At 60.5% G+C, this 26855-nt stretch carries 30 protein-coding genes; 6 read left to right on the top strand and 24 right to left on the bottom strand.

What is annotated here, in order from left to right; translation table 11 throughout:
- Positions 1-17: 17 nt before the first annotated feature.
- A complete protein-coding gene (locus tag SIC17_RS07440; RefSeq protein WP_412546842.1) occupies positions 18-3002 on the bottom strand; it encodes a 2-oxoglutarate dehydrogenase E1 component in 2985 nt (994 codons plus the stop codon).
- Positions 3003-3217: 215 nt separating this feature from the next.
- Between SIC17_RS07440 and SIC17_RS07435 the strand changes: the two genes are divergently transcribed.
- Positions 3218-3847 (top strand): DUF805 domain-containing protein, encoded by a 630-nt coding sequence (locus SIC17_RS07435; RefSeq protein ID WP_412546841.1) that lies wholly within the window; start codon positions 3218-3220, stop codon positions 3845-3847.
- A 62-nt stretch (positions 3848-3909) separates the two neighbouring features.
- Here the strand turns inward: SIC17_RS07435 and sucD are convergent, their stop codons facing one another.
- From sucD to SIC17_RS07420, 3 genes are all read right to left on the bottom strand, one after another.
- Positions 3910-4818 (bottom strand): succinate--CoA ligase subunit alpha, encoded by a 909-nt coding sequence (gene sucD / locus SIC17_RS07430; RefSeq protein ID WP_412546840.1) that lies wholly within the window; start codon positions 4816-4818, stop codon positions 3910-3912.
- The gene (gene sucC, locus SIC17_RS07425) at positions 4818-6017 is read right to left on the bottom strand and encodes an ADP-forming succinate--CoA ligase subunit beta (protein ID WP_412546839.1); all 1200 of its coding nucleotides are present in this window, start codon (positions 6015-6017) and stop codon (positions 4818-4820) included. Before sucC ends, sucD begins: the two co-directional genes overlap by 1 nt.
- Positions 6018-6130: 113 nt before the next feature.
- Positions 6131-7255, bottom strand: coding sequence for a hypothetical protein (locus SIC17_RS07420; protein WP_412546838.1), 1125 nt, complete (start codon positions 7253-7255; stop codon positions 6131-6133).
- Here SIC17_RS07420 and SIC17_RS07415 point away from each other — a divergent pair.
- Positions 7254-7553, top strand: a complete 300-nt coding sequence (locus tag SIC17_RS07415; RefSeq protein ID WP_412546837.1) for a hypothetical protein — start codon at positions 7254-7256, stop codon at positions 7551-7553. The genes SIC17_RS07420 and SIC17_RS07415 overlap by 2 nt on opposite strands.
- Positions 7554-7625: 72 nt before the next feature.
- Here the strand turns inward: SIC17_RS07415 and SIC17_RS07410 are convergent, their stop codons facing one another.
- The 11 genes from SIC17_RS07410 to SIC17_RS07360 form a co-directional block, all read right to left on the bottom strand.
- The gene (locus SIC17_RS07410; RefSeq protein WP_412546836.1) at positions 7626-8072 is read right to left on the bottom strand and encodes a DoxX family protein; all 447 of its coding nucleotides are present in this window, start codon (positions 8070-8072) and stop codon (positions 7626-7628) included.
- Positions 8073-8138: 66 nt separating this feature from the next.
- Positions 8139-8684, bottom strand: coding sequence for a DoxX family protein (locus SIC17_RS07405; protein ID WP_291890789.1), 546 nt, complete (start codon positions 8682-8684; stop codon positions 8139-8141).
- A complete protein-coding gene (locus SIC17_RS07400) occupies positions 8684-9445 on the bottom strand; it encodes a putative DNA-binding domain-containing protein (RefSeq protein ID WP_412546835.1) in 762 nt (253 codons plus the stop codon). Before SIC17_RS07400 ends, SIC17_RS07405 begins: the two co-directional genes overlap by 1 nt.
- Positions 9435-10286, bottom strand: a complete 852-nt coding sequence (locus tag SIC17_RS07395) for a DUF692 domain-containing protein (RefSeq protein WP_291890787.1) — start codon at positions 10284-10286, stop codon at positions 9435-9437. Before SIC17_RS07395 ends, SIC17_RS07400 begins: the two co-directional genes overlap by 11 nt.
- A 51-nt stretch (positions 10287-10337) precedes the next feature.
- Positions 10338-10628 carry a DUF2282 domain-containing protein gene (locus SIC17_RS07390; protein ID WP_291890786.1) on the bottom strand — a complete coding sequence of 97 codons (291 nt, stop codon included), beginning with the start codon at positions 10626-10628 and terminating at the stop codon, positions 10338-10340.
- A gap of 146 nt (positions 10629-10774) precedes the next feature.
- Positions 10775-11920, bottom strand: a complete 1146-nt coding sequence (locus SIC17_RS07385) for an alkaline phosphatase D family protein (RefSeq protein WP_291890785.1) — start codon at positions 11918-11920, stop codon at positions 10775-10777.
- Between the two features lie 60 nt (positions 11921-11980).
- Positions 11981-12700, bottom strand: a complete 720-nt coding sequence (locus tag SIC17_RS07380; RefSeq protein ID WP_412546834.1) for a hypothetical protein — start codon at positions 12698-12700, stop codon at positions 11981-11983.
- Positions 12701-12787: 87 nt separating this feature from the next.
- Positions 12788-13648 (bottom strand): DUF1036 domain-containing protein, encoded by an 861-nt coding sequence (locus SIC17_RS07375; protein ID WP_291890783.1) that lies wholly within the window; start codon positions 13646-13648, stop codon positions 12788-12790.
- A 49-nt stretch (positions 13649-13697) separates the two neighbouring features.
- Positions 13698-14090, bottom strand: coding sequence for a DUF2306 domain-containing protein (locus SIC17_RS07370; protein WP_291890782.1), 393 nt, complete (start codon positions 14088-14090; stop codon positions 13698-13700).
- Between the two features lie 9 nt (positions 14091-14099).
- Positions 14100-15611, bottom strand: coding sequence for a carotenoid oxygenase family protein (locus tag SIC17_RS07365; protein ID WP_291890781.1), 1512 nt, complete (start codon positions 15609-15611; stop codon positions 14100-14102).
- Between the two features lie 10 nt (positions 15612-15621).
- Positions 15622-16053: a DUF2141 domain-containing protein gene (locus tag SIC17_RS07360; protein ID WP_291890780.1), complete on the bottom strand. Its 432-nt coding sequence runs from the start codon at positions 16051-16053 to the stop codon at positions 15622-15624.
- A 160-nt stretch (positions 16054-16213) separates the two neighbouring features.
- Between SIC17_RS07360 and SIC17_RS07355 the strand changes: the two genes are divergently transcribed.
- Entirely contained in the window at positions 16214-16948 is a 735-nt protein-coding gene (locus SIC17_RS07355) for a LytTR family DNA-binding domain-containing protein (protein WP_291890779.1), read from the top strand.
- Here the strand turns inward: SIC17_RS07355 and SIC17_RS07350 are convergent.
- Positions 16945-17784: a universal stress protein gene (locus SIC17_RS07350; protein WP_291890778.1), complete on the bottom strand. Its 840-nt coding sequence runs from the start codon at positions 17782-17784 to the stop codon at positions 16945-16947. The two genes, SIC17_RS07355 and SIC17_RS07350, sit on opposite strands and share 4 nt — an antisense overlap.
- Before the next feature lie 13 nt (positions 17785-17797).
- Entirely contained in the window at positions 17798-18334 is a 537-nt protein-coding gene (locus SIC17_RS07345) for a GNAT family N-acetyltransferase (protein ID WP_291890777.1), read from the bottom strand.
- A 185-nt stretch (positions 18335-18519) separates the two neighbouring features.
- Between SIC17_RS07345 and SIC17_RS07340 the strand changes: the two genes are divergently transcribed.
- Positions 18520-19026, top strand: coding sequence for a tryptophan-rich sensory protein (locus tag SIC17_RS07340; protein WP_291890776.1), 507 nt, complete (start codon positions 18520-18522; stop codon positions 19024-19026).
- Here the strand turns inward: SIC17_RS07340 and SIC17_RS07335 are convergent.
- Together SIC17_RS07335 and mdh are read right to left on the bottom strand one after the other, a co-directional pair.
- Positions 19023-19454 (bottom strand): hypothetical protein, encoded by a 432-nt coding sequence (locus tag SIC17_RS07335; protein WP_291890775.1) that lies wholly within the window; start codon positions 19452-19454, stop codon positions 19023-19025. The two genes, SIC17_RS07340 and SIC17_RS07335, sit on opposite strands and share 4 nt — an antisense overlap.
- A gap of 282 nt (positions 19455-19736) precedes the next feature.
- Positions 19737-20699, bottom strand: a complete 963-nt coding sequence (gene mdh / locus SIC17_RS07330) for a malate dehydrogenase (RefSeq protein WP_291890774.1) — start codon at positions 20697-20699, stop codon at positions 19737-19739.
- A gap of 174 nt (positions 20700-20873) precedes the next feature.
- Here mdh and SIC17_RS07325 point away from each other — a divergent pair, with 174 nt between their 5' ends.
- Positions 20874-21362: a DUF3291 domain-containing protein gene (locus tag SIC17_RS07325; protein WP_291890773.1), complete on the top strand. Its 489-nt coding sequence runs from the start codon at positions 20874-20876 to the stop codon at positions 21360-21362.
- Here SIC17_RS07325 and SIC17_RS07320 read toward each other — a convergent pair.
- Positions 21359-21967, bottom strand: coding sequence for a hypothetical protein (locus SIC17_RS07320; protein ID WP_291890772.1), 609 nt, complete (start codon positions 21965-21967; stop codon positions 21359-21361). The two genes, SIC17_RS07325 and SIC17_RS07320, sit on opposite strands and share 4 nt — an antisense overlap.
- Positions 21968-22128: 161 nt before the next feature.
- On the opposite strand from SIC17_RS07320, the gene SIC17_RS07315 reads away from it, so the two are divergent.
- The gene (locus SIC17_RS07315; RefSeq protein ID WP_291890771.1) at positions 22129-22998 is read left to right on the top strand and encodes a LysR family transcriptional regulator; all 870 of its coding nucleotides are present in this window, start codon (positions 22129-22131) and stop codon (positions 22996-22998) included.
- Here the strand turns inward: SIC17_RS07315 and SIC17_RS07310 are convergent.
- The 4 genes from SIC17_RS07310 to SIC17_RS07295 all read right to left on the bottom strand — a co-directional run bounded on the left by SIC17_RS07310 (position 22988) and on the right by SIC17_RS07295 (position 26780).
- Positions 22988-23665 carry an O-methyltransferase gene (locus SIC17_RS07310; protein ID WP_291890770.1) on the bottom strand — a complete coding sequence of 226 codons (678 nt, stop codon included), beginning with the start codon at positions 23663-23665 and terminating at the stop codon, positions 22988-22990. The genes SIC17_RS07315 and SIC17_RS07310 overlap by 11 nt on opposite strands.
- A 271-nt stretch (positions 23666-23936) precedes the next feature.
- Complete coding sequence (gene zapE / locus SIC17_RS07305; protein ID WP_291890769.1) at positions 23937-25076, bottom strand: cell division protein ZapE; 1140 nt, start codon at positions 25074-25076, stop codon at positions 23937-23939.
- Positions 25077-25215: 139 nt separating this feature from the next.
- Positions 25216-25644 (bottom strand): acyl-CoA thioesterase, encoded by a 429-nt coding sequence (locus SIC17_RS07300; RefSeq protein ID WP_291890768.1) that lies wholly within the window; start codon positions 25642-25644, stop codon positions 25216-25218.
- Entirely contained in the window at positions 25641-26780 is a 1140-nt protein-coding gene (locus tag SIC17_RS07295) for an iron-containing alcohol dehydrogenase (protein ID WP_291890767.1), read from the bottom strand. Before SIC17_RS07295 ends, SIC17_RS07300 begins: the two co-directional genes overlap by 4 nt.
- Positions 26781-26855: the final 75 nt, after the last annotated feature.

Below are 26855 nucleotides of genomic sequence, written 5' to 3'. Positions count from 1 at the left end.
CTGTTGATCTTCGGGCGTTAGGACAGCGCTTCTTCGACGAGCGCGTCTTGCTGTTCTTTGTGTTTCGAGGCGATGCCAGTGGCGGTGGACGCGGTCGGCGGGCGACCGACATAGGACGGGCGCTTGGTCTCGCCCGCGACCTTGGTCAGCACGAACTCGATATTCGGCTCCATGAAGGTCCAGTAGCCCATGTTGCGGGGCTCTTCCTGGCACCAGACGACCTCGGCATTCGGGAAACGCGCCATCTCCTCCAGCAGGGCCTTGAACGGGAAGGGGTAGAGCTGTTCGGTGCGCAGGATGTAGACGTCGTCGACGCCCTTCTCCTCGCGGCGTTCCAGCAGGTCGTAATAGACCTTGCCCGTACACAGGACGACGCGGCGGATCTGATCATCCGGCTTCAGCGTCATCTCGGTGTGCGAGATCTCGCCCTGGTTCTTTTTCACCGGATCCGCATCATCCCACAGCACGCGGTGGAAGGTGGATCCCGGCCCCATGGCCTTCAGCGAAGAGACGCAGCGCTTGTGACGCAGCAGGCTCTTCGGCGTCATGATCACCAGCGGTTTGCGAAAATTGCGGTGAATCTGACGACGCAGGATGTGGAAGTAATTGGCCGGGGTCGAGCAGTTCGCGACCTGCATGTTATCCTCGGCACACAGCTGCAGGAAGCGCTCCGGGCGTGCGGACGAGTGTTCCGGTCCCTGGCCCTCATAGCCATGCGGCAACAGCATCACCAGGCCGGACATGCGCAGCCATTTGCGCTCACCGGAGGAAATGAACTGGTCGATGATCACCTGGGCGCCATTGGTGAAGTCACCAAATTGTGCCTCCCACATGGTCAGCGTGTTCGGAGCAGACAGGGAGTAGCCATACTCGAAACCGAGCACGGCTTCCTCGGACAGCATGGAGTCGATGACTTCATACTTCTTCTGATCGTCCGCCAGGTGGTTGAGCGGTGTGTAGCGCTCTTCGGTCTGCTGATCGATGATGTGGGAATGGCGCTGCGAGAACGTACCGCGACCACAATCCTGGCCCGACAGGCGCACCGGGAAGCCCTCGGTGACAAGCGTGCCAAAGGCGAGGTGTTCGGCCGTGGCCCAGTCAATCCCCTTGCCGGTCTCGATCATCTTGCGACGATTATCGATGACGCGCTTGAGCGTGCGGTGGATGTTCACACCGTCCGGGATCTCGATCATGGCCATGCCAACGGCGGTGAGGCTCTCGGTCGTGGCACTGGTCTCGCCGCGGCGGTCATCACCTTCCGGCAGGCCCAGGCCCGACCAGCGTCCATCCAGCCAGTCAGCGCTCTTGGGTTCAAATTCCTTGCCGGCCTCGAATTCCTTGTCGAGGAAGGTGTCGAACTCGTTTTCCATCGCTTCTGCTTCCGCAGCGCTGATGGTGCCCTCGGCGATGAGGCGGTCCTGGTACTTCTTCTTGACCGGCGGCAGGTCCTTGATGATCCGGTACATGATCGGCTGGGTAAACGTCGGGTCATCGCCCTCGTTGTGGCCGTAACGGCGATAACAGATCATGTCGATGACCACGTCCTTGCCGAACAGCTGGCGATATTCCGTGGCGATCTTGGTCGCGTGGACCACCGCTTCCGGATCGTCCCCGTTCACGTGGAAAATCGGCGCCTGCACCATCAACGCCACATCGGACGGATAGGGGCTTGAGCGACTGTCCTTGGGGTCGGTCGTGAAACCGATTTGGTTGTTGACGATGAAGTGGATGGCGCCGCCCGTCTTGTGTCCGCGCAGTCCGGACAGGCCCAGACATTCGGTCACGATGCCCTGGCCAGCAAAGGCCGCATCACCATGCAGCAGCAGGGGCAGCACATTCATGCGCGGGGTGCCCGGTTCCTTGCGGCAATTCTCTTCCTGCTTGGCGCGCGCCTTGCCCAGGACAACCGGATCGACGGCTTCCAGGTGCGACGGATTGGCGGTCAGCGACAGGTGAACGGTATTGCCATCAAATTCGCGGTCGGAAGAGGCGCCCAGGTGATATTTCACATCGCCGGAACCGAACTCGTCCTCGCCCTGGGTATTGCCACCCTGGAACTCATGGAAAATCTGGTGGTACGGCTTGCCCATCACGGCAGCAAGAATGTTCAGACGGCCGCGGTGCGGCATGCCGATGATGATGTCCTCGACACCCATCGCGCCACCGCGCTTGATGACCTGTTCCAGCGCCGGGACCATGGCTTCGGCACCATCGGCGCCGAAACGTTTGGTGCCCGGATAGCGCTTGTGCAGGAATTGCTCGAAACGCTCGGTCTCGATCAGCTTGGACAGGATCGCTTTCTTGCCTTCGGCGGTAAAGGAAATGTCCTTGTCCGGGCCCTCGAAGCGCTCCTGCAGCCAGGCCTTCTCCTGCGGATTGGAGATATGCATGAACTCCACGCCCACCGGACCGCAATAGGTGCGCTTGAGGATATCCAGCATCTGGCGTGGCGTGGCCGTTTCCAGGCCCAGATAGCCGTCGATGAAGATCTCCTGGTCCAGGGCCGCACCGGCAAAGCCATAGGTGGCCGGGTCCAGTTCGGGCTGCGGGCCGAAATCGGTCAGGCCGAGCGGGTCCATGTCCGCAGCCAGGTGACCGCGCATGCGGTAGGCGCGGATCATCATGATGGCGCGGATCGAGGCCTGGGTGGCGGCGCGAACATCTTCGGGCGCTGCTTCCGGCTTCGTTTTCTCGACGTGAGCGGCGACCTTGTCGACCATGGCCGCTTCGTCGGAGCCGATATCGCCCAGCGCGCTGACCATCTCGCCATTGGCCTGGCGCGGCCAGTCGGAGCGTTTCCAGGCCGGGCCGGCGGCCGCATGCGCTGTCTCGGCCGGCGCATCGCCCATGGCCGCGAAGAAATTGCGCCAGCTTTCCGGAACCGAGAACGGGTCCTTGGAGTGGGCGGCGGCCATCTGTTCGAGATAGAGGGCGTTGGCGCCCTGCAGGAATGACGTGTCCAGGAAAGCCTGGTTTTCGGAAGATCGGTTGTTGTCAGACATTGGGGGGAAGACCTGAGTCAGGAGTGTGTCTGGAGTGGCGTAAGCCCATATGGTTAAAAAAGGAGATATGCCCCTTTTGCAACAAACAGAAGGGATATGCGCCGGTCTGCTGACAAGAAGGTGACAGTTGATGTTGGTGGTGGGGTCGAACTTTCGGCAATCACATGACGCATAGCCGTGTGGACCACACGCTGAGCGAGCGATAGGCTTCTTAGATGATCTTCCCGCACGCCTTTAATCCGAAGTTGAGCCAGTATGCTCTGACGCCGTTCGGCAGAACGGCGCCGCTCGACGTGGCGGGCCGCAAGGTGCTCGGTATCACGGATTTGACGGCGTCGACGGCGATCTATGTCAACATCACGGTCTGGATGACAGCGGCAGGGTTTGTTTTGTTCCTAGTGCTTGCCGTGTCCGAATTCTTCGGTTTGGTAGACATATCCGGTATTGGCAGCGCAGCAGAGCCGTTCAAGTGGGCTGTGGTTCTGGCGGCCTTGTTTTTCTACATGCTCGGGCCCTATGCTTCTTTGATGTGGCAGATCCGGCGGTTGCATGATCTTGGACAAAGCGGTGGTTACGTGCTTGTCCCGGTGGCGTTCTGGATCGGGCGCCCTCTAGCAATTGCGGCTGCGATTGGGCTGATGCTCGGATTGGATTTTGTCATGGATGAGCTCGCTGCAGGGGTTCCCAGCCTGATGCGGGCGGCCGTGGGTTTATTTTGCGGACTGGCCACGGTCGCCATGTACGAAGGATTTGTTTTTGCGCGGCACAAACGTGCCTGGTATCGCGACGTGATCACCGCACCGGGTCAGGCCGGTATGAATCGGTTTGGTCCGGCACCAAACTAAAAGCCGCGCCCGGAAGACCGAGCGCGGCTTTTTGTTTCGTTCCTCCCCTTCAGGGGAAATCGCTAGCCCTTGAGCAGTTCTTCCAGCGTGACGCCGAGGCGTGCCGGAGACGGGGAGACGCGGATGCCCGCGGCTTCCATGGCTGCGATCTTGTCTTCTGCGCCGCCCTTGCCGCCGGAGACGATGGCGCCGGCATGGCCCATCGTGCGGCCCGGAGGTGCCGTGCGGCCGGCGATGAAGCCGACGGTCGGCTTGGAGCGGCCCTTCTTGGCTTCGTCAGCCAGGAATTGTGCGGCGTCTTCCTCGGCAGAACCGCCGATCTCACCGATCATGATGATGGACTCGGTCTCGTCGTCGGCGAGGAATTTCTCCAGCACGTCGATGAATTCCGTGCCCTTGACCGGGTCACCGCCGATACCGACCGCGGTGGTCTGGCCGAGGCCAACCTGGGAGGTCTGGTAAACCGCTTCATAGGTGAGCGTGCCGGAGCGGGAGACCACGCCGACCGAGCCCTTCTTGAAGATGGAGCCCGGCATGATGCCGATCTTGCACTCTTCCGGCGTCAGGATGCCCGGGCAGTTCGGACCGAGCAGCATGGAGCTGGATTTCTCCAGCTTGGCTTTCACCTTGACCATGTCCATGACCGGAATGCCTTCGGTGATGCAGACGATGAACGGGATCTCGGCATCGATCGCCTCGATGATCGCTGCACCAGCGCCGGCCGGCGGAACATAGATCACGGACGCGTCGGCCCCGGTGGCTTCCCGGGCTTCACCCACGGAAGTGTAGATCGGCAGCTCGGCAGAGCTTTCCAGTCCGGAGGACCAGGTCGTGCCGCCCTTTTTCGGGTGCACGCCGGCGACCATCTTGGTGCCGTAATATTCCAGTGCCTGTTCCGTGTGGAAGGTGCCGGTTTTACCGGTCAGGCCCTGAACGATGATCTTGGTGTCTTTATTGACGATCACAGACATTATTCAGCCCCCTTCACAGCGGCGACAATCTTCTGGGCAGCATCGTCGAGATCGTCAGCAGCGATCACGTTGAGGCCGGAATTATTGATGATGTCCTTGCCCAGCTGGACATTGGTGCCTTCCAGGCGAACCACCAGCGGGACCTGGAGGCCGACTTCCTTCACGGCTGCGACGACGCCTTCGGCGATGATGTCACAGCGCATGATGCCACCGAAGATATTGACCAGAATGCCTTTGACGTTCTCGTCAGCGGTGATGATCTTGAAGGCTGCGGTGACCTTTTCCTTGGTCGCGCCACCGCCCACATCGAGGAAGTTGGCCGGCTCTGCGCCATACAGCTTGATGATGTCCATCGTCGCCATGGCCAGGCCAGCGCCATTGACCATACAGCCGATATTGCCGTCCAGTGCGACATAGGCGAGGTCGTATTTGGACGCTTCGATTTCCTTGGCGTCTTCCTCGGTCTCGTCGCGCAGTTCCATGATGTCGTCATGGCGGAAGAGGGCATTGCCGTCGAAGGAGACCTTGGCGTCGAGAACACGCATATGGCCGTCTTTCATGACGATCAGCGGGTTCACTTCCAAAAGCGCCATGTCCTTCTCGGTGAAGGCCTTGTAGAGGATGCCTGCCAGCGACAGCATGTCGTCGCGTGCCGAGCCGGAAAGCTCGAAAGCGTCGGCGATCTTGGCCGCATCAGCCGGGGTTACGCCGGTCTCCGGATCGATATCGATCGTGTGGATCTTTTCCGGGGTCTCCTCGGCGACAGCCTCGATGTCCATGCCGCCCTCGGTGGAGACGACAAAGGAAACGCGGCCGGTTTCGCGATTGACGAGCAGCGAGCAATAGAGCTCGGTCTCGATGTCAGCGCCGTCCTCGATATAGAGGCGGTTGACCTGTTTGCCGTCCGGGCCGGTCTGGTGCGTGACCAGCGTATTGCCCAGCATTTCCCTGGCGTGGGAAATGACCTCGTCCTTGGAAAAGGCGAGGCGGACACCGCCCTTGGCGTCGGGGCCAAGTTCCTTGAACTTGCCCTTGCCGCGACCGCCGGCATGGATCTGTGACTTCACAACCCAGAGCGGGCCGGGAAGTTGATCCGCAGCGGCGGCTGCGTCGTCTGCAGAGAAAATGGCTACGCCTTCTGCGACGGGTGCGCCGAAGGATTTCAGGACAGCTTTAGCCTGATGCTCGTGGATATTCATGTAATGGGCCTCGCGGGAGGAATCAGCGGAGGAAATCCAGGTGGAGTTCGCCTTATAACACTGGTTGCCCACAGCGCAACGGCGTGCGCTGTGAGCGTTTACAACATAATCAATCAGTCGATTTCAAAGACATCGGTATCCGGCCCGGATTTGCGTAATCGGTTGGCGATGCCGGCAAAATCAAGCGATCTCGCCGGTTGAGGGGCATCCTCGTCATTGGCGATCACAGGTCCCGAGAAAAGCCGGATGCCAGTGGAAATGGCGGCGTTCAGCAGGTCCGGATTGCCCATATTGTTCAGGAAGGCCTCGCCTTGCAGCTCCCTGGCCTGTGTGACCAGCTGCATGAAGCCCATTACGGCCTCGTCGCCGGGTTCCCGAATGCTGAGTGTTTGCGGCAGGGCCGCGCCGAATACACTGATCCCGCAGCCTTCAAAGCGGGCGAGATCCCATTTATTGGCGTAGCTGATTTCGGCGAGGATGTTGGAGCCGAAATGGCGCATTGAGCGGAAGACTTCCTGCATCTGCGTCACCGGTGCGCCGGAAGGGACTGAATCCACTCGGATCTGGAAGTATTTGCGAATGGGTTTGGGAGCCGCCTGCAGGATGGAAAAATACTCCATGCGATGGGAGACGGCGGACAATGTCTCGTAGTGTACCGGGATAGTGATCCCGCACTTTCCGCCTTTGGAAAACACGGATTGGAAACCGCGCTGCGCCGCGAGTGCAACTTCGCGATCAAGTGCTCGCAGCGCTTGGGCTTCATCGATGCCCATCAATGTGTCGCGACCATAGACATGACGATCGCCGACTGTGCGCCGGACCTGGCAGACGTGGTGCAGGACGGCGTTGGTGCGGCTGTCCCAGACCGGTTGGAAGATGATCTCGTCCCACGCCTTGGCCTCGTAGACCTCGTCCGGCCATTCTAGAACGCCTTCCTTGTCGGAACGCGATTTGGACTGGGTGGTCTTCTCCCAGCGACCGCCCTTGGCGCCTTTCGGGCCTTCACCAGACTCTGGTTTCTTTTCCCAGCCGGCCGCGGCCTCTGCAGCGGCTTCCTGGGCTTTCTCAGGTTCCGGACGCGCCTCACCGGCGGGCTCGCCCTCAACCTGCGTGCGCGCGACAATGCTCAGGAATTCGTCTGTTGGAACCCGGCGAGCCTCGGCATGGGAGCGCAGCTTCTCCAGCCAGCGCTCGCCGAGGAAAAAACTCGTTGAGTTCCTCGTTGATCTCCTCGACATGAGCTTCAGCCTCGACACCGCCCATTGTGGAGAAAATGATCAGGAAACCGCCCTGGCAACGAATGAAGACGTCATCGTCGGCCAGGCGTTTCTCGATGAAATGACCCGAGACCTCATAGGTCTTGTCACGGATCTCCGGCCACTCGTCACCGGCCTGCGAGCGGATCTCATCCAGGTTCACGAACTGGAACTGGCCCATCTCGACCGCGGACTTCCCGGCGAGGGCCTTTTTGAGTTTTTGTTTGAGATCGGGCGACATGCGGCCGACGCTCTCCTGACCGATGCAAGAAGGGACTAAGACATAGCCTTTAGATGCATAGGTTGAGAAACGGTAATTCGCAAATGAGATTCCGTTGAAAAACGAGCGTGCCTAGCGGGTTGTTGCAGCCAGCGCGCCGTCGATCGACAAGGCTCCGCTGCCTCGTGCGAACAGGTAGAAGGCGATGGCCTCGAACACGACAGCCGATTGCCAGGCATCCGGAGCGATCCAGAATATGTAGGCGGCTCCGGCCAGAACCAGCACGAATCCGACCACGCGGCTCAGGAAGCCGAGCAGAAGCGTGATGGCCGCGAGATGCGCGCCCCAGACCGCGATCTGGGCGACAAGGGCATCGGGCAGAAGCGGGATATTCCAGTATCCGACCGCGGAGAGAATGCCCGGAGAGACTTCACGCCAGTCTTCACCGGCATTGGCGCGGCCCCAGCTCCACAGGCCCGGAACGATGGACAGGCGCACGATCAGGCCCAGCACCCAGTCCGGCATGAAACGATCAGGCTTGTTCGAAATCTGGGTCGACACGACCGAGACCTTGTTCATCTTTATCCCCCCGGATCCCCATCCGTATCAGCCAAGATGACGTGCGGGAGAGAAGCGTGCAACCGATTAAGCCTTTGAGGCGAATCTATTTCCGAACATGTGATCGAGAGACAACCGCCCGGGTCCCTTAGCCATCAGATAGAGGGCGATGACAGCCCACATCGCATGGGTTCCCCACCAGGCTTCCGGATAGACAAAGAACTGGATGACCAGCGTCATCACCATCAGGCCGGCAGCCGCAAAACGGGTCGCCAGGCCCAGTACCAGCAGGATGGGGAGAATGAACTCCCCCACGGTAGCCATCAGGGCAGCGAGCTCGCCCGGAATGAGCGGTAGCGCGAAATCGCCATTGAACTGGTGATAGGTGGCCGGACGGATCTGTAGCGGGAAATCAGGCAGCCGCACATGCGCACGCTCGACCGGGAAGTCGTTGATGTACTCGGTGTATTTGAACAGTTTGACCGTTTCGACCTTGGTCAGGAGTGAGCGCCAGAAAATCCCGGCGAGGGTCAGGCGTGCGAGCACGGCCAGGACATCACCGCCCAGGGATTTCTCAATCGCGGCAAAGACGCCGGTGTAGAGGCCATGGGCCCGGCTCAGGAATGAGGACATTAAAGGGTCTCGCTTTGGCGGTTTGCAGCGAACAGGCCGCTGGTCAGACCGTGGGAGAAAAATTGTGACGGATCAATGCCGCCATCGTTGGCGTCTTCCATCGCGCTGCCGAGGCTGTCGCCCCGGGCGATCCGGGTCAGAAAGTCGAAATGTTGAACCGGGATGCTGGCGGACTGAACAGTGCCGCGATGTCGCCAGACGAGAACATGTTCAGCGCTCTGGCCGATCTGCATGTCTTCGGCGGCGGCTTCCTGCCGATTGGCCAGCCAGGCCGCGTGCGCGGAGTGATGCAATGTCAACAATTGAACGCTGGCTGTCAGGCCCGGGCGGAGTTCGGGCAGGCTTTCCGGATTCATGCCTGTAACGTCTGACGGGTTGAGTGCAGGAGTATCAGCAGCGTGATGTGCTTCCAGCCAGGCCCGGTCGAGGCGGGCGATCGTTGGCAGATATGGCAAGCTGCGCGCCGGTTCATAGGTCGCGACGTGCTGGTCGAAACCCTTGCCATAAAGAAAGAGCGGCGCGTCTGTTGGCGGGTGATCAAGCCAATACTGTCGTGCCATAGGGGAAAAGAAATTCGCGCCCGCGATGCGGTTCACAGCGGGATAGGCCGCGCGAAGAGCTTCGATCGCACCGCGGGCAACGTTGTTGCGATAGACATTGAGCCGCTTGGCGTGGGCCGGGTTTGCGAGGTGTTCCAGCAGGTCCTGGTCACCTCGTCCGAGCAGTGTGCCGGCGAATGCCTGGTTGAACTCAGCTGGCATGGGCTGCCTCCCGAACACGGGCTGCATCGATGTAACCCTGTGCACGGACATGGTCGGTCAACAATGTCTCGAAAGTGGGAATGTTCGTGTCGCGCTCGATGAGGACCGGTCGTGGTCCGGTCAGCGCCAGCGTGTAGTCCAGCAGCGACCAGACACTTTCAACGATAGGCGCACTATGAGTGTCGATCAGCAATTCTCCGCCTAGCGCCGTGTCTTCTTCATGACCGGCAATATGGATTTCACCGATAGCATGGTGCGGAAAGGCATCGAGATAGGCGATCGCATCGAGACCGAGATTGTGACAGCTGACATGCACATTATTGACGTCCAGCAACAGGCCGCAGCCTGTTCGAGCGACGGTTTCCCGAAGAAATTCCACTTCGCTCATCTCTGATTTCAGGGCGACATAGATCGAGGGGTTCTCGATCAATACCTGGCGACCGAGCCGGTCCTGCATGATGTTCACATGCTCGACAAAACGGGAGAGCGCAGCCCTGGTCGCCGGGACGGGCAAGAGGTCGTTGAAGTGCGTTCCCTGATGGGACGTCCAGGCCAGGTGTTCGGATATTGCTGCGGGCTTGTAGCGGTCAATCAGCTGTGCCCAGCGATCGAGATGTTGCGGGGCCGGGGCATCCATGCCGCCCAGCGACATGCCGACCCCGTGCAGGGATATCGGAAATTTCTCGGCAAACGCGTCGAGCCAGCTCAGCCGCGGACCGCCCGGAGCCATGTAGTTTTCCGGATGGACTTCGAACCACATTCCCTCAGCGGGCGTTTCCAGCGCTTGCCGGAAATGTTCTGGCTTGAGGGCAAGCCCTGCGGAATCGGGGAGTTCGGTCATCACGGGAACACCCCCGGCGCAAACACGAGGTTTGCGCCAGGGCTGAGAGAGTTACGGACGTTCAACCGGCTCGAGAGAACCGTTGCCGTAAGGGGTTTCAATGCTTTCACACGTGCCTTCCGGTACGTAGGTCCAGGCATTGCCTTGGTAATCGACAGTAGAGGTGCCGGCACAGGACGTGCCCGGACCAGCAGCGCAGTCGTTTTCACCCGCGAGGGATACGCCGTAGCACTGTTCCATTTCCTCTGCCGCACTTGCGGCTTCGGCATTAGCAGCGGCCGTGGCGAGGGACAGTGCCAGGGCCGTGGAAGCTACGGCAGCGAACTTGGTTTCAGATTTCATCTCTCAGTGTCTCCTTGTTGAGAGGTCGAGCGGGGGACAGGATGGCCCGACCTGACCAGCTCAAACTAGGCGAGGAAGAAGATAAATTTCCAGTAACGTCCGCCCGACGCGCCGTCACCATCGTGTTATCGCGCGTCAGATCACGGTCAGTTGCGTGTGAGCGTGTCGAGAGCAATGCTCTGCTGTCGGACGGTTTCACCGCTACCATCCCGGATTTCCAGCGACAGATTGCGGTTTGCCCAGTCCACTTCGATGGCGCCGAAATTCGCCGGCGCATACATCTCGCCTATGCGATTGGGGCCTGGCTCATTGTTTTCATCGCCATAGGACATGTTCAGAGCCGACGAGGTGATTTCGTAGAGAGGATAACCGATCACATCATCGCGTAGATATAGGCCTGATGAGTGACGGTCGCCGGAAACCAGGACCACGCCGTCCGCTCCGGAAGCCTCGATGGTCTCAAAAAGACGGTCACGCTCGTGAGGCATGGTACGCCAGGCTTCCCAGCCATGACCATCCGCCAGCACTTGGATGGAGGAAACTACTAGGCGAACATCGGCCGGCTCCCGCAGGGTTTCAGCGAGCCAACTCCACTGTTCCTCGCCCAGCATGGTAACATTTGTATCCTCCGTCGGAACATAGCGCTCCATGCCGACGGCATTGCGCTGGGGTGTACGTGCGAGGGCGCCGCGGAAGTAACGGGTATCGAGAAGGATAATCTGAACCCGTTGGCCGTCCGGGCCATACGTGCGACTGGTATAGATGCCAGGTCGCGAGCGGCGTTCGTCCTCCTCGGCGACACCCCAGAACTCCAGGAAGAGCTCTTCGGCAAATCCCTTGAACGGGAATTGGGCGCCGAAGTCATTCATGCCGTAATCATGGTCATCCCACGTCGCCAGAATTGGCGTGGACTGGCGCAGGTTCCGAAAAGGTTCTGAGGCGGCCAGACTTGAGTAGGCAGAGCGTAGTTCGGGAAGGGAAGGGTCCCAGGAATAGGCGTCGCCATAGACGTTATCGCCCGTGTAGATGAATAAATCGCCCTGTTGGCCGACAATCGTGTCGAGGATGTCCAGCGGCCGGTCTGTGCTGTGGCAGGATCCAAACAGGATGGTCTGCAACAATGTGTCGGCTGCCGGTTCGCCAGCGCCGGGAAGCGCTTGTGGTCGTTCCACATCCAGCTGCTCATAATACGGCGCCAATGCAGCGACTATATTGTTGGGAGCGGCTGGCTCGGTCTCCGGCTGACAAGCCCCCAGGGCAATAGCGGACACAGTGATAACGAATTTGCGCATGAAATTCTCCTTCAGACTGCCGACCGACATAAACGAGCTGTGTGACAGGGCGATGCTCGTCTAGTCGTTGGACATACGCAGGACGCGCATGTCCTGGCCGAGGACGTCAATACGAACGATGTCACCGGTTTCCTGATCGACGAAGATATCATTCTCAGGCGAACCACCACGCAGTTCGATACGGGTGGTGGTGTAGGGGCCGGCGGGCGTCTCGATGTCGACGGTCTCCATTGCCGAGAGGGTGACGTCGGACACGGTATGCGTCAGCGGGGCATACCAGGTCAGAGATAGGCTTTCGCCGACCGCCATATCCATTGTGCCGGGAATGACAAAGGTGGTGACTCGTGCCAGAGCATCATCCGGTAGCGGCGCTGTGAGCGGCTGTACCCCGCTCTGTCCGCGCGGGCGGGTCGCGGTGATGGTGTTGGAGACCGATCCATCGGAAAAATCGACATCAAAGTCGAAGATATCAAGTCCCTGGTGAAAGCGGATATCGACAGTACGCGGACTGAGATCGTTAGCGGAAAGGCGCACATCCATCGTTTCATAGATTTCCATCGAGGCGAGCATGGAGCGATCAAAGACGTGCAGCTCGTCTCCATCCATTTGGCATCCGAGATGAAAGAAGCCGTCCCGCTCACCATTGAAGAACAGGCCGAGATGGATGGAACCGGTTTCGAGCCGCGCCGGGTCGATACGGTCGACGAAGTTGATTTCCTGTGCGGACGCGGTGGTGCAACTGGCCATGGCGGCAGCGGCTGCCAGAACAGATCTGAACATGGATTTCCCCAATTAGCGCCGCACTCCCGGGCCGTACCATAATCGTCGCGCCCGGGGTGCCTACTTAATTCGAGGACATGATGTGCTTCAATTGCGAGCGATGTAGACCGTGTATCTGTCGGTGAAACTGCCGAAAACCGCTTCGCGGGTTTCCATCGGGGTGGCTCCGTCAGGGCAGCGGCGTTCCGTCGTCAGGGTCGCGCTCGTGCTGTCCTCGAACCAGCAAATCCCGCCATTACGTGGCAGCCGGGAGACCTCGAAACCAACCAGCACACGCTGCTGCGATGGAAAGCCACGATACAGGTCAAGACAGTTGGTTTGTGCCAGGAAGGCGTTTTCACCGGTGTGCAGGCTTCCATCCGGTTGCGGTTCGAACGCCGCCACCCGGAGATCGCTCGAATAGGAGTTACACACCTCCAGTGTCCGCGTGAGCTGGGCCAGTCCGCGTTCATCCCGCGGGGCCTGGAGGCAAAGCCGGGCGTCTTGGCTTTCAAGATCGTGACAGGAAATGCGAGCCGAAATCTGCCCCATCATGCGATTTCCCGCTCCTCGACGTCCGGAGCTGGTGATGGGATGGGTGCGGAAGCTGCGAGTTTCCTGGCTCAACGAACACGGCGGCGCGGACGCGAATTGCATTCCTGATCCTGCGGGCACACAGATCTGCTTGTCGCCCTCGCCGGCCGGCCAGTGGAAACTGCCGGACATCACATGCAAGTCCAGAGTCTCACCGACGACACTGTTAAGCGCGCCCTGCAAGCATTCGCCGGGCTCAACCAGGAACCAGCTGCGCAGCGTCTGGTCCGGCGTGGGCGAGGTGCGATAGGCCGCCGCGGTGGCGACGGCAAATCCGGTGTCGTTACAGACATCAAGCAGGACATCGCGTGGTGCCTGTGCTCGGGCTGCGGGCAGGAGGACAAGCGCGGCAAGAAGAACAAGCAGGTGTTTCATGAAAATCCCCGGAGACTGCAGACGAATCTGCAACCTCCAGGAGTTGAGATCAACCGAAGACGACCATCCACATCAGCCGTCCAGGCAGAAAGGCGAGAACGCCGGGAATGAGCAGGGCGCCGAACAACAGCCCCCTTGCTTCCTTTCCGTGACGCATCCCGCGATGGGCCATCGCATGCCGGACCAGGCCATAAAGACCGAGAAAGGTCAGCGGCACGAAGATATGGATCGGCGAAAAATTGCCGTCATTGATCTGGCGAATAAAGACCGCCGTCGTGGCCGTGACGACCATGCCGATGACAAAAGCGAAGCCGAGCGTCCGGTGTGGCAGCGTTCCCTTGGGGCCGAAGAACTGAAGTAGCCCGATCAACAAGGACAGGATCGCGGCGACAGCGTGCACCTGGATAACCAAAGGGGCTTCGAAGAAAACACTCGGATTCATCGTGTTCTCCTAGGCCTGACGCCAGGTGCCGTGGAAGCCGAACGGACCGGAATAGCCCAGGCGCCAGGACGTCAACGGTCCGTCGGACAAGTGCAGCGCATCGAAGATGTGCATTTCGGTCCGTCGCTCATGGGCATTGAGCGCGGTGTGGATGATCCAGCCCTCGCCTTCGCGGGAGCGCCCGGGCGCAGGAATAAACAGCGGCTCTTCTACATAAATGCCCGGGCCGTGATCAAACCGATCCAGGGAACCGGTCTCCAGATTGCGGCAGTCGATTGTTGTGGCACTGCGGATCTGGTCCGGCCGCCAGGAAATCGACCAGCTGCGGGTCCGCCGACGCCCGGTGAAACGCATGTCGACTTGAGGGAATTCCGCGAAGTCCGGTCCGAGAAGTCGGATTTCGACCGGCCGTCCGGTGCGCAAGGTCACCTCGCTGTGACGGGTCTGGCTATCGCTTTCCGACTGGGTTTCGCCGCGCATGACGGCATAGGCACCGCCGTCTGCGAAACCCGCATCCTGAGACAGCGCCGCGTCCAGGCGGATCGTGCCCTCAACGTCTTCCCAGGCACTGCCGAAGTGGAAGAGGAAACCCGGATCCATTTCCCAGACCCGTTTTTGCGTCCAGTCATTCTTGTCGATCGCGACGGCATACATCGGGGTTTCCGACTGGAAGCGGAAACTCTCGATGAAGGGCAGGCGCATTTCCTCGAAACGGAAACTACCGACCAGGAAGACCAGCGAGCGCTCCGTGATCACGAAGTCGTGGATCATGCCGCCGGGGATGTCATTGACCAGGCCGGCCTGGAGCAGCTCGCCTTCGGGGGAGATCTTCCACACGATGAGGCGGTCATTGATGGCGTCCTGGCCAAAATTCCAGACGATGCCGGTATCCGGCTCGCGCTTGGGGTGGGCCGAGAAGGGAACGCCGTCCAGCCCGTTGCCCCAACGACGCGCGCCATTGCTTTCCAGCGTGTCGGGATCGAGGGACCAGGCGGAGCCGCCTTCCCAAAGGGCCAGCAATTCATCGCCGAGCATCATCACCGAGGTATTGGCGACATTCATGTCGTCCGGCCCGGTCAAACCGCCGGGATTGGGGGGAACGGAGCCAAGGGCCGGAACCAGGAAACGGCCCGCTGCCTCCTCATTGCGCCATTTGTCAGTCTGGACGAAACGCCCGCGGTGGCGGATGCCGTCATCAGTGATGTTCCAGGACTGGATGAAACCGTCGCCGTCAAACCAGTGGCGATAGCGGTACTCCTGGCGGCTGAAGCGCCCGGGGCCATTGCGGAACAGCGTTCCGCGCAGACCGTCGGGAATGCGGCCGTGCAGACGAACAGCCTCGCCGTCAAATCCCTCGGCCGGAGCGTCACGGGTGATCAGCGTCCACGGATCATTCTGGCTCGCGGCCTCATAGGCGGCATAAACCGGGTCCATGGACTGGGCAAAAAGGGCGGAGGACAGGCCGGCCATGCCCGTGCCGGCCAGCATGACTTTCAGGGTCTCGCGACGATCCAGCTTCATGATGCTCTCCCTAGTCCAGGCGAACCGAATGCGTGGCCGTGTCGCCGGACACCTCGAAGGCGGAGTCTTCCCAGGAGGCCGGGCCGAAGCTGCCGCGGGCATTGTTGGAGAAAGCGAAGGGTTCGCTGGGGATGCCCATCAGATTGGTGTCCAGCTCACCATTGCCATTGACGTCGTGATACATGCGGATGGCGTACTGGCCGGCCGGCAGCGCGCCCAGCGAGGCAGAGGCGGTGTCGGAGGACACGTCGATGCGGGCGCCGGCGACCGGTGATCCACCGCTCCAGGCATCCGCGCTGTCAAAGACGGCGACCATCAGCGTGCCCTGGTGGTTGTCAATCGAGGTGACAGTCAGGGTCAGCTCGGTGTCGGCGGCGTGGGCTTGTGCACCAGAAGCAGCGAGGAGGCCGAGGGTGAAGAGTGCTGTGGTGATGTTTTTCATTGTCTTGGTCCAATCTCTTTAAGCGCCCCGCTCTTGTTGTTTGGCGGGATCTGGATTGGTGATGCGGCAGGCTGCGGCGCTTTTCGAGCGAGATTGCGTGAAAGGGCTGCCAGGCTTCGCGAAACGCGCTAGATGTCGGTTCACGTATCGTGAGTGGCACATGAACTGGCTTCGGAAAAACCGTTCGGAAATTGTTTCGGTCCTCGTGATTGGCGCTTTCATGACCGTGTTGGCGCCCTATGACACCGATCAGCTGCCGCTATGGCTGCGCTATTTCTACTGGACCATCCTCATGGCTGTCGGCTGGGGGTCGGCGTCGCTGATCCAGCCGTTCATGCGCAAGCATGCGCCGGACCTGCCGGACTGGGCGCACATGCTGGCGCTGTCGCTGTCGGTGAGTATTCCGGTGACAGCCGGTGTGGTGCTTATTCAGGGTGCGTGGGGTCCGGGCTTTCCGCTATCGGCGGTTCCGGTCGTGTTCGGGCTCGTATGGGTGATCTCGGCAGGTGTGACCGTCATCGGCTGGCTGACCAGCCGCAAACAGGAGGCCGAACGCGCTGACGAGGCGGAAGCCACGGTCGGGTCCAGCCTTCTGGATCTCTTGCCGATCGGCCTGCGCAGCTCGCCGATCCTGGCTCTGGAATCCGAGGATCACTATCTGCGTGTGCATTGCGAGGGCGGGGATGCGCTGATCCTGATGCGCCTGCGTGATGCGATTGCCGCGCTGCCGGACGGTACGGGCGAACAGACGCATCGGTCCTGGTGGGTCGCCAAGGCCGCGGTGGTCGAGGTCGAGCGTGGCCAGGGCCGCGCCCAGCTCACGCTCAAGAATGACATCACCGCGCCGGTCAGCCGGACCTATGCGCCGAAACTACGCGAGGCGGGCTGGTATTAGTGCGCCAGCAGGATGGCGAACGGTACGTCCTTGATCAGGCAGGTGGTCTCGTCGCGACCCAGGGAACGCTGCCAGCCCGGGGCTCCGAACCCGCCCATGACCAGAAGATCAGCACCGTTCTGGGAGGATGTCTCGATCAACGCCCGCGCCACGCTGCGCCCGTCCAGATCCACCGAGCGGGTGGCAGCGCGCACATCGTGCAGTTCCAGATAATCGGAGAGTTCCGCGAGCTGGTTGGCTGCTTCGCTCTCGGTACCGGCATGGGTAATTGTCACGTTCTCGGCGGCCTGCAGGAAAGGCACGGCGCCAACAACCGCGTGCATCGCTTCCAGCGAGCCATCCCAGGCGATGACGATATCGTTGAAATGGCCGGTACATGCGCGCGCGGTCGGGAGGACGAGAACCGGACGACCGGATTCAAATGCGGCGGTTTCGATGGAGTTGAGCTTGTTGCGCAAGTCCTTGCTGGAGGGTTTGGGCATGATGATGAGGTCGGACAGGCGACCTTCACGACTCATCGCGCTGCGTGGCAGGCCGATGTATTCGACAAACCGTCCGATATGGTCCGGGGCTGCGTCGTCAGCGCGCTGGTCATAGCTCTGGCGGGCCTTCCGGGCCGCAATCGCCGCGGCGTCATCCAGCGCTTCCAGCACGGCTTCCATGCCGTAGGTTGAGAAGGCATCGCCCAGGAAATCTCCGCCGCTGGCTGCGTTTCGTCGGACGAAGAGCGCGTCCAGGCGCGCCTCGTAATCGGCGCAGATCGCATAGGACCTGGACAGCAGCGGGGTGTCTTCCTCACTGCCGGAGAGCACGGCGATAACGCGACGGAGTTTCATGCGAAAGCCTTTCCTAGTTGTCTCGACGGGCACGCCACTCCTCAGCGGTTTGCCCCCATACATTCACCATCATCCCGAAGCCGGGGACCTCGACTTCGCGGCCGCTGTCGCTGGAGCCGAGCTTGGCGGCAACGGCCTGGCTGGGCGTGTTGTCGACATGGATGAGATGAATGACGGATGGCCATTCCAGCGTGTTGAACACGTGGTCGAGGCAGGCGGCAGCAGCTTCGGGCGCATAGCCTTTTCCCCAGGCCTGTCGCTTGATGGTCCAGCCGACTTCTGGCTGTGGCCATTGATGCGGATACCACGGACCGACACGGCCAAGCCATTCATCAGTCTTTTTGTCGACGACGGAGAAGAAACCGAAACCGCGCAATTGCCAGTGCCCAAGGAGGCCACAGAAGGCACGCCAGGTAATGGCCGGCTCCTGTTTGCCGCCGATAAAACGGGCTGTTTCCTCGTCCTGCATCATTTCGGCGAGCGGCTCGAAATCGCGCTCTTCAGGGTAACGCAGAAGCAGGCGTTCGGTTTCAATGATGGGTCTTTCCATGGATGGCACTCCTGAACCGGATGAATTGCAAAGGGTCAAATCGGCGCACCTGCAACGCTCATGCTTTATGAGCGGCGAAGTTGCTCTGTGTGCCGATTGAATATGATATGAGTGCTGAGGGGTAGCCGCTGGCGCAGGTCTTGCTTGGACAGGCCCAGGGGTAAAGCAGTGGGGTAGTACACACCATGGACGAGACAAAGCGTCCCGGAGTGATACGGTTTTTGATCTATCTAATAGCGGCCGCTGGCCTTGCTGGCGGGCTGGCAGGATGGGTGCAGTCGACCGGCGGTGGTGACTGGGCCTCGGGGCTGGACGCGCCGAACTGGACGGTGGGTACGGACCTCTCCGTCCTCATCGGTGTCCTGATGATCCCCCCGATCGCGATTGCCCTGTGGCTGTGTCAGAGAAGTGGCCGTGACGGCATGCGCTTTCTGTGCTCACTCCTGATTGCGGGCGCGCTGGTCGTCATCATCGGCCATACGCTGTTTTTCTTCGGCGCGCGTGATGTGGCACTGGGCTTCGTCGCCCAACTGGGCAGCTGGGTCTATATTCTGTTTGTGACCGGGATTGTCGGACGGTGTTCGCGCGCAGCCGGATATCTCTTCTGGCCGGTTTTCGCCTGGCACACATTCAATCTGACAGTCAGTTTCGAGCTGATGCGTCTGAATGTCGGCGTAATCGGCGGGCTCTAGGCCTCGATCTCTTCCATCAACGCTGCCCGGGCTTCTTCTCGACTGTCAGCAAAGGTGACAGCCGACCTGCCGCAACGGCTGAGCAAGAGCTCCAGCATTTGCGCAGCCTCGGCGCAATGACTTGAATTGCCGATCCACACCGTCTTGCTGATGGTATCACCATCAGTCGCAGTCGGGTCGGGTAGCTCATTCAGTTCCGCCAGCGACGTGTGAAAGCGGCCGGCGCTGGCATCCACGATCAAAGGATTTCGTCTGTACCAGCCATCGCGTTTGGCAATGTCGCGCGCGAGCGTGAGCAGGCGCCGAGGGTCGATTTCCCCGGACAACGTCACTTCAACATGAGTGACAAATGATTTTATGTCTTCGTCCCTAGACACGAATCTTGTGTATCCGTTCAACCGCTTTTGCTTGAGTTCTAGAATATTCATGCAAAAGCTGGACCATTCTACCCGAAATGCAAGCTCAGGGTGAATTTGAAGAATATCGTCTAGGCATCCTTCGTTCAAAATGCATTTGAGGTTTCGAGTTACCGGATATTAGCCATTCTCCCGTATCCTCTGGTTTCATTAGCAGACCAACGGGTGGCGTGATGAACTGGATACTGGTCCTGCGCCTTGAAAACTGATTAGGCGTCTAGTGCGCAACAGGCACAAACAAAAAGAGCGGGAGCCTGGCTCCCGCTCTTTGCTTTCTGGCAGATGCCCGCTGGATCAGCCCAGGCTCGGCTCCAGGCCCTTGCAGGCTTCCACGAGGCCTTTGACGGCGTCGACCGAGTGGTCGAACATTGCCTGTTCGTCTGCGTTGAGGGAGATCTCGACGACCTTCTCGACACCGTCCTTGCCGATCACAACCGGAACGCCGACATAGAGGTCGTCCTGGCCGAACTGGCCGGTCAGGTGTGCGGCACAGGGCAGGATGCGCTTCTTGTCACGCAGGTAGGAAACGGCCATTTCGATGGCGCTTTCCGCCGGCGCGTAATAGGCGGAGCCATTGCCCAGCAGAGCAACGATTTCGCCGCCGCCCTTGCGCGTGCGGTCGACGATTGCGTCCATTTTTTCCTGCGTGGACCAGCCCATTTCAATCAGGTCCGGAACCGGGATGCCGGCAACGGTGGAATAGCGCAGCAGCGGAACCATCGTGTCGCCATGACCGCCCATGACAAAGGCCGTGACGTCTTCGACAGATGCTTCAAACTCATCAGCCAGGAAGTGACGGAAGCGCGCGCTGTCCAGCACGCCAGCCATGCCGACGACCTTGTTGTGCGGCAGACCGGAGAATTCACGCAGCGCCCAGACCATGGCGTCGAGCGGGTTGGTGATACAGATCACGAAGGCGTTCGGAGCGTGCTTGGCAATGCCCTCACCCACGGCCTTCATGACTTTCAGGTTGATGCCCAGCAGGTCGTCGCGGCTCATGCCCGGCTTGCGCGGGACGCCTGCGGTGACGATGCAAACGTCTGCGTCAGCAATGGCCGCATAGTCATCAGCGCCGGCCAGCTTGCTGTCCTTGCCGAAAACCGGGCTGGCTTCGGCGATGTCGAGTGCCTTGCCCTTGGCAATGCCTTCCGCGATGTCGAACAGAACAACGTCGCCGAGTTCTTCGCGTGCTGCGATGTGGGCGAGCGTACCGCCGATCATGCCGGAACCGATAAGGGCGATCTTGTTACGGGCCATTGAGGAGACTCCTTGAGCGGATGGATCACGTAGTGAAAGAATTCTGTGGGCGGTCTAGCGCCGCTTGATCCATGCTGCAAGTGCACATCGCGTCACGCCGTTGATGCAGCGCTTCGGGCCATTGCGCCGACGCAGACCCCTCCCCACATTGCAGACGGACCGGAGGAGAGCCTGATGTCGACCCAATATCACCTTGCCGAACTCAATATTGCCCGCGCCCGTTACGAGGATGATGATCCGCGTTTCAAGGATTTCGTCGACATGGTCGAGCCCGTCAACACCATGGCCGAGCGCATGCCGGGCTATGTCTGGCGCCTGGTCGACAAGGAAGGTGTCGGCACGATGGATATCAAGGCATTCGATGATCCGCGCCTGCTCGTCAATCTCAGTGTCTGGGAAGATCTCGAAAGCCTGCTGACCTTCGTCAACAAGACGGTCCACGCCCGCGTGATGAATCGTCGCAAGGAGTGGTTTGCCGCGATGGAAAGCCATCACCTGGTCTTGTGGTGGGTGCCCGCCGGCCACACTCCGGACCTTGCCGAGGCCAAGACGAAACTGGAACAGCTCGACCGCGAAGGGCCTGGCGCTGCGGCCTTTACCTTCGGCAAGTTTTATTCGCCGGAAGGCGAGCCGGTAGCGTTTGAATTGTCGATGGACGGCTAGGCCAGCGCCGACAGCGCCAGTTCCAGCTGGCGGCCATCGCGGGAATTGGTGATGGAGACCAATCCGGCTTCATAGGCAATCGGCATCCCGACGTCCGGGGCGCGGTAGAACTGGTAACAACAGACCTGCCCCTCCGGTACGGCCTTGGTGCAGGTCTGGCATTCCTCACGCAATTCCCGCGGGCCATCTGCGTAGGGAATGCTTGCGAAGCCGGCTCCTGTGAGCGCCTTGCGGGACCCCGCGCCGTAATCCGCGTGCGCCGCGCCTGTGTAGAGGCTGGTCCAGGGCGCGATCTTACGGGCCAGAAAGACCGCCAGCCGCGCCTGGACCATGAATTTCTGCAGGCCGAAGCCTGTCATGTCCGGACGGACGAGCGCGCCACCCAATTCGAACTTGCCTTCGTCGAGGGGCAGGATGCCGGCCATGGCGATCAACTCATCGCCCTCGTCCAGTATGGCGATCAGTGCGCCGTGTTCGATCGCATAGGCGAACATGCCTGCATCGCGGGGCGTAAGTCCGCCACGACCGTCCCGTTTCACGAAATCCGCGAGGGCTTGAGGCGAGGGAAAACCCTCCTGGTGCGAGAAAATCAATCGAGCCTGCATGCTCGTCTTTTGGACCGCCGGGCGGATTGGCTCAAGATCTTCACTTGAGAAAACACGCTGATCGGACTCTCGAACCCATCACGTCTATCATGCAAAATCGCATCTGTTATCAGTCGCGCGTCAGGGTGGTGATGCGCTGAGGCATACACTAGATTGCCTTTATGGACTGGAGAGACCTGCAAACCTTCCTCGCAACTGCCGAGGCCGGCTCCACCCAGGCAGCATCGGCTGATCTGGGCCTGGACCAGAGCACGATTTCGCGTCGTATTGCCTCGTTCGAAAAACGCATTGGACAGCGCCTGTTCGAGCGTTTGCCGACCGGGTTGATCCTGACACCTGCAGGCGAGCAGATGCTGGACACAGCGCGCAAGGTCGAAACGGATGTGCACTCGCTGGAGCGACGCCTGATCGGTGGCGGCGAGGAGCTGGAAGGTGAGGTTCGTCTGACTGTCCCGCCTTACATGCTGAGCGGCTTTCTCGGCGATATCCTGGCGGAGTATCACCAGAGCCACCCCGATGTGCATCTCGATATCGATGTCTCGATGACCGAGGCCAATCTGACCAAGCGCGAGGCGGACATCGCCGTGCGCGGCTCCAACACGCCGCCGGAACACCTGATCGGGCGACGCGCGGGCACGTTCCACATGACGTTGTATGCGCGCAAGGACCTGGCGGCGCAGGGGATGAGCCTGCCGTGGATCGGCTGGGGTGAGCCGGGCGAGCTTGAAACCTGGGCGCGGGATCGTGGCCTGTCGATCAATTCGCGGATCTGGAACACGGAAAGCATGGAGGGCCAATTAGCTCTTGTCCGACAAGGACTTGGAATGGCCGTTCTTCCCTGTGCCCTGGCCGACACCCAGCCGGACCTGGCGAGGATAATCCCGGACCAGACCTGGCCGAGCCGGGATGTCTGGGTGTTGACGCACAAGGACTTGTTGTCCTCGCCGCGCATTCGCAGCCTGTTCAACTTCCTGGCCGATGGCCTGCGGGCTCGCAAGAACCTGTTTGAAGGGCGGCTGACTAGCGCTTGATGACCATGAGAATGCCGTCGCCGATGGCGGTGAAGGCCATGTCTACGCGGTCATCCTCGCGGATTTTCTCCGCAATGTCGTAAAGCGCGCGTGTGTCGCGATCGCCTTCGCGCTTGCGTTCGTCGGCCACGTCGCCGGACCACAATACATTGTCCAGTAGCATCAGCCCGCCTGAGCGCAGCAGTTTCAGGCCAGCTTCGTAATATGTGTCGTAATTCGCCTTGTCGGCATCGATGAACATCATGTCCACCTCGCCCGGGATTTCACCGACGAGCGTGTTGGCGGTCTCGACGGCATCGCCCTGGCGCATGTCGATCAGCCCGGTCACGCCAGCCTGGTCCCAGAAGCGCTTTGACTGGCGAAAATAGTCCGCATTGATGTCACAGGCATAAAGCCTGGCCATGTCACCGTGCAGTTCCTGCATGACCAGCAAGGTCGCCAGCGAGGAATAGCCGGTGAAAACGCCGATCTCGACCACGGTACGGGCATTGGCCAGACGGGCGCAGAGTTGCAGAAAGGCGCCTTGTTCGGGTGAGATCTGCATGCGCGCGATCTGACCCATATTGGCAGTAAACTCGCGGCAGGCTGCCAGCGCCGGATGTTCCTGGCGATTGGCACCGCGAACATAGGCCGTCAGCGTTTCATCAAGACCGATAGAGCGAGACATGAAAAACCTCCCGGAAAACTTCGGGAGATCTATCATGCTTTTCAGGGTGAGCCAGCTCAGGGCTGTGCATCAATCCATTCGCGCAGGGCGGCCTCGCTCCAGTCGGTTCCGGTATGGGGCCAAAGTACAAGTGGCGAAGCCGACGGTCAGGCCCGTCAGCCGGTTTTTGATGATCATGGTCTATCCCCCTGACGTGGTGATCTGCCGCCCGAGGAGACAGTGGCAGGTCGGGATTTTCGACACATGGTCAGGGGGTTAAAATGCGGTCAGGTCAGCTTTGAAGATCAGGGCCTTGTCGTTCAGCAGCCAGGTATTCATGCGTGCGCATTTCGATCAGGCGCGACGCTGTGCGTTCGAACTCAAAGGCTCCGTCGCCGGCAGGATAGAGGTCCACGGGCTCTACATCGGCGCTCATGACCAGTTTGGTGCGAGCCTCGTAGAGGGCGTCGATCAAGGTTACGAAGCGTTTGGCTTCGTTACGCTTGTCGGGGCTGAGCCGCGGGGTGTTGTCCACAAGCACCGTATGGAAGCGTGCCGCGATGGCCAGGAAGTCGGCGGGTCCAAGGGGTTGGGCGCATAACTCCTTGAAGGTGAACCGTGCAACGCCCGCGGCTTCGCGCGCGACTTTCAGGGCCCGGCCATTCACTTCGATCTGGCAGGATTGCGGTGCGGCTCCCTGGGTCAGGCGCTCCCAGGCATCATCCATCGCCAGTTGCGCCTCGGCGTCCAGCGGGCAGTAATAGACCGGCGCGGCCTCGAGCTGGCGTAGCCGATGGTCGGTGTCGCCGCCCATCTCACAGACGTCGAGACTGTCCTTGAGGAAGTCGATGAAAGGCAGAAAGAGCTGGCGGTTGATGCCGTCCTTGTAGAGCGCGTCAGGGTGTCGATTCGATGTCGAAACGACCACGATGCCTTCGGAAAACATGGCTTCGAACAAGCGACCCAGGATCATCGCATCGGCGATATCGGTGACCTGGAACTCATCGAAGCACAGCAGTTTTGCGTTCCGGACCAACGCCCGGGCCACCGGCGGAATCGGGTCGTCACCGGCGGATTTCACGTATTCGGGGCGACGTTTGCGCTGGCCGGGTTTCAGCCCACGCCACTCGCCGATCCGGGCGTGCACATCCTGCATGAATTCGTGGAAGTGAACGCGGCGCTTTTTCGCAACGGGTGCCTCCTTGAAGAACAAATCCATCAACATGGATTTGCCCCGGCCCACCCCACCCCAGAGATAGAGGCCCTTGGGCGCAGGTTTCGCGCGACCAAAAAACGGTTTGTGGCCGGATTTCCATTCGACCAGCTGAACGGTCAACATGGTCAGAATCTCGGCCGCGTGTTCTTGTGCCGCGTCGGGGGACAGCTCCCCGGCGGCCACGCGCGCTTTCCACATGTCAATTGGCGTAGGCATGTCAGGCCTCTTGCCGCTGTCCGCTGTAAACGTCAATCGGTCTTGGTAACATCAGCCCGGCCAGTGGCGCACGATGGCGAATATGATCAATGCCAGCGCCAGGGTGCAGATCCCGGCAAGCAAGGCGGGGCGGCGGACTTCACGCATGGATTTTCTCCAGGGCGGACCGCATGGCATCCGGAAGCACCACAGGGCGCCGGGTTTCACGATCAACATAGACATGGACAAACCGACCCTGGGCGGCGGGGGCGTTCTCGCCTTTCGCAAAGAGGCCAAGTTCGTACTGCACAGACGAAGAGCCGATGCGCGCCACGCGCAGCCCGGTTTCGATCGTCTGGGGATAGGCAAGCGGGGCGAAATAGTTGCAGCCGGTCTCCACGACCAGGCCGATCACCGCACCGGCATGGATATCCAGCCCGGCATCATCAATCAGGAAGCAATTCACGGCGGTGTCGAAAAACCCGTAATAAGCCGCATTGTTCACATGGCCATAGATGTCATTGTCGGCCCAGCGGGTCGGCTGAGAGAGCCAGTGGCGGTAGTCCTCGCGCAAGCGTTTTTCGATCACAGCACGGCCTCGTAACAAGCCTGGGCGGCTTCCAGCGTCATCTCGCGAGGATTGTTCACCAACAGGCGTTTCACTTCCATCGCTTCCTGTGCCAGTCGCGGCAGGTCGTTATGGCTGATGCCCAGCTGGGACAACCGGGTCTCGATGCCAACTTCGTCAGCGATGCGCTCCATCTCGGTGACCAGCCCGTCGGTCGAGGCATGCAAGCCGAGATGTTCGGCGAGTTCCGCGTAGAGAGGTTCGGCGGCCTGAGCGTTGTACCGCAGCACCGGCGGCAGCATCAGTGAATTGGATAGTCCGTGCGGGATGTGAAACACCCCGCCCAGAGGATAGGCGAGCGCGTGCACGGCCCCGACGGGCGCATTGGCAAAGGCCTGGCCGGCCAGCAGGGCGCCCGTCAGCATGTCTTCACGTGCTTCGATATCGTCCCCATTCGAACAGGCTCGTTCGATGGCACCGTGAAGTTTCTTCAATCCGGCCAGCGCCAGGCTGTCAGAGACGGCGTTCTTTTCGATTTTGGAGGTGAAGCCCTCGATGGCGTGTACCATGGCATCGATGCCCGTCGCTGCTGTGACCGCTCGCGGTAAACCCAGGGTCAGCTCGGCATCGAGGACAGCAATGTCGGCATAGAGTGGCGGGGCGTTGACGCCCATCTTGGTGCTTTCACCAATCGTGATGACGGAAATCGGAGTGACTTCGGAACCGGTACCCGCCGTTGTCGGGATCAACACCAGCGGCAGGCGCGGGCCGGTGGCATTGTTGACGCCGTACATGTCTTCCAGAGTCTGTGTCGAGCCGAGCAATAGAGCGATCAGTTTCGCCGTGTCCATCGAGCTTCCACCGCCAAGCCCGATGACTATTTCAGCACCAAAGTCGCGGGCCTTGTCCTCGGCCATTAGGACCACATCGCGGGGCGGATCAGCAACCACCTGATCGAAGATGAGGACCTCAAGCCCGGCAGCTTGCAGGCTGGTGACAGCGGCATCTGTGAGGCCGTGGCCGCGAACACCGCTATCGGTCACCAGGAAGATACGTTTCGCCGAACCGATCAGCGGCGCGCAAATGCGCGCCAGATGGCGCGAAGCACCGCGGCCAATATGGATGTGCGGAACGGTCCGGAAGTCGTACGCGGGCATGAATAGTCTCCTCCTGGACAGGGTGACCAAAGCCGCAAACTACTGCAAGCGCCTTGAACCGGAGTTTCTTCCGTA

Source organism: Maricaulis sp. MIT060901, assembly GCF_047123815.1.
In the GTDB taxonomy this organism is placed as follows: domain Bacteria; phylum Pseudomonadota; class Alphaproteobacteria; order Caulobacterales; family Maricaulaceae; genus Maricaulis.
Note: the sequence above shows the minus strand (reverse complement) of the source record. Positions and strands in the feature narration are given on the sequence as shown.

Coding starts and splice junctions, on each gene's coding strand:
- SIC17_RS07440 (WP_412546842.1), bottom strand. CDS start 3,002: ATGTCTGACAACAACCGATCTTCCGAAAACCAGGCTTTCCTGGACACG.
- SIC17_RS07435 (WP_412546841.1), top strand. CDS start 3,218: ATGATCTTCCCGCACGCCTTTAATCCGAAGTTGAGCCAGTATGCTCTG.
- sucD (WP_412546840.1), bottom strand. CDS start 4,818: ATGTCTGTGATCGTCAATAAAGACACCAAGATCATCGTTCAGGGCCTG.
- sucC (WP_412546839.1), bottom strand. CDS start 6,017: ATGAATATCCACGAGCATCAGGCTAAAGCTGTCCTGAAATCCTTCGGC.
- SIC17_RS07415 (WP_412546837.1), top strand. CDS start 7,254: ATGAGCTTCAGCCTCGACACCGCCCATTGTGGAGAAAATGATCAGGAA.
- SIC17_RS07420 (WP_412546838.1), bottom strand. CDS start 7,255: ATGTCGAGGAGATCAACGAGGAACTCAACGAGTTTTTTCCTCGGCGAG.
- SIC17_RS07410 (WP_412546836.1), bottom strand. CDS start 8,072: ATGAACAAGGTCTCGGTCGTGTCGACCCAGATTTCGAACAAGCCTGAT.
- SIC17_RS07405 (WP_291890789.1), bottom strand. CDS start 8,684: ATGTCCTCATTCCTGAGCCGGGCCCATGGCCTCTACACCGGCGTCTTT.
- SIC17_RS07400 (WP_412546835.1), bottom strand. CDS start 9,445: ATGCCAGCTGAGTTCAACCAGGCATTCGCCGGCACACTGCTCGGACGA.
- SIC17_RS07395 (WP_291890787.1), bottom strand. CDS start 10,286: ATGACCGAACTCCCCGATTCCGCAGGGCTTGCCCTCAAGCCAGAACAT.
- SIC17_RS07390 (WP_291890786.1), bottom strand. CDS start 10,628: ATGAAATCTGAAACCAAGTTCGCTGCCGTAGCTTCCACGGCCCTGGCA.
- SIC17_RS07385 (WP_291890785.1), bottom strand. CDS start 11,920: ATGCGCAAATTCGTTATCACTGTGTCCGCTATTGCCCTGGGGGCTTGT.
- SIC17_RS07380 (WP_412546834.1), bottom strand. CDS start 12,700: ATGTTCAGATCTGTTCTGGCAGCCGCTGCCGCCATGGCCAGTTGCACC.
- SIC17_RS07375 (WP_291890783.1), bottom strand. CDS start 13,648: ATGAAACACCTGCTTGTTCTTCTTGCCGCGCTTGTCCTCCTGCCCGCA.
- SIC17_RS07370 (WP_291890782.1), bottom strand. CDS start 14,090: ATGAATCCGAGTGTTTTCTTCGAAGCCCCTTTGGTTATCCAGGTGCAC.
- SIC17_RS07365 (WP_291890781.1), bottom strand. CDS start 15,611: ATGAAGCTGGATCGTCGCGAGACCCTGAAAGTCATGCTGGCCGGCACG.
- SIC17_RS07360 (WP_291890780.1), bottom strand. CDS start 16,053: ATGAAAAACATCACCACAGCACTCTTCACCCTCGGCCTCCTCGCTGCT.
- SIC17_RS07355 (WP_291890779.1), top strand. CDS start 16,214: ATGAACTGGCTTCGGAAAAACCGTTCGGAAATTGTTTCGGTCCTCGTG.
- SIC17_RS07350 (WP_291890778.1), bottom strand. CDS start 17,784: ATGAAACTCCGTCGCGTTATCGCCGTGCTCTCCGGCAGTGAGGAAGAC.
- SIC17_RS07345 (WP_291890777.1), bottom strand. CDS start 18,334: ATGGAAAGACCCATCATTGAAACCGAACGCCTGCTTCTGCGTTACCCT.
- SIC17_RS07340 (WP_291890776.1), top strand. CDS start 18,520: ATGGACGAGACAAAGCGTCCCGGAGTGATACGGTTTTTGATCTATCTA.
- SIC17_RS07335 (WP_291890775.1), bottom strand. CDS start 19,454: ATGAATATTCTAGAACTCAAGCAAAAGCGGTTGAACGGATACACAAGA.
- mdh (WP_291890774.1), bottom strand. CDS start 20,699: ATGGCCCGTAACAAGATCGCCCTTATCGGTTCCGGCATGATCGGCGGT.
- SIC17_RS07325 (WP_291890773.1), top strand. CDS start 20,874: ATGTCGACCCAATATCACCTTGCCGAACTCAATATTGCCCGCGCCCGT.
- SIC17_RS07320 (WP_291890772.1), bottom strand. CDS start 21,967: ATGCAGGCTCGATTGATTTTCTCGCACCAGGAGGGTTTTCCCTCGCCT.
- SIC17_RS07315 (WP_291890771.1), top strand. CDS start 22,129: ATGGACTGGAGAGACCTGCAAACCTTCCTCGCAACTGCCGAGGCCGGC.
- SIC17_RS07310 (WP_291890770.1), bottom strand. CDS start 23,665: ATGTCTCGCTCTATCGGTCTTGATGAAACGCTGACGGCCTATGTTCGC.
- zapE (WP_291890769.1), bottom strand. CDS start 25,076: ATGCCTACGCCAATTGACATGTGGAAAGCGCGCGTGGCCGCCGGGGAG.
- SIC17_RS07295 (WP_291890767.1), bottom strand. CDS start 26,780: ATGCCCGCGTACGACTTCCGGACCGTTCCGCACATCCATATTGGCCGC.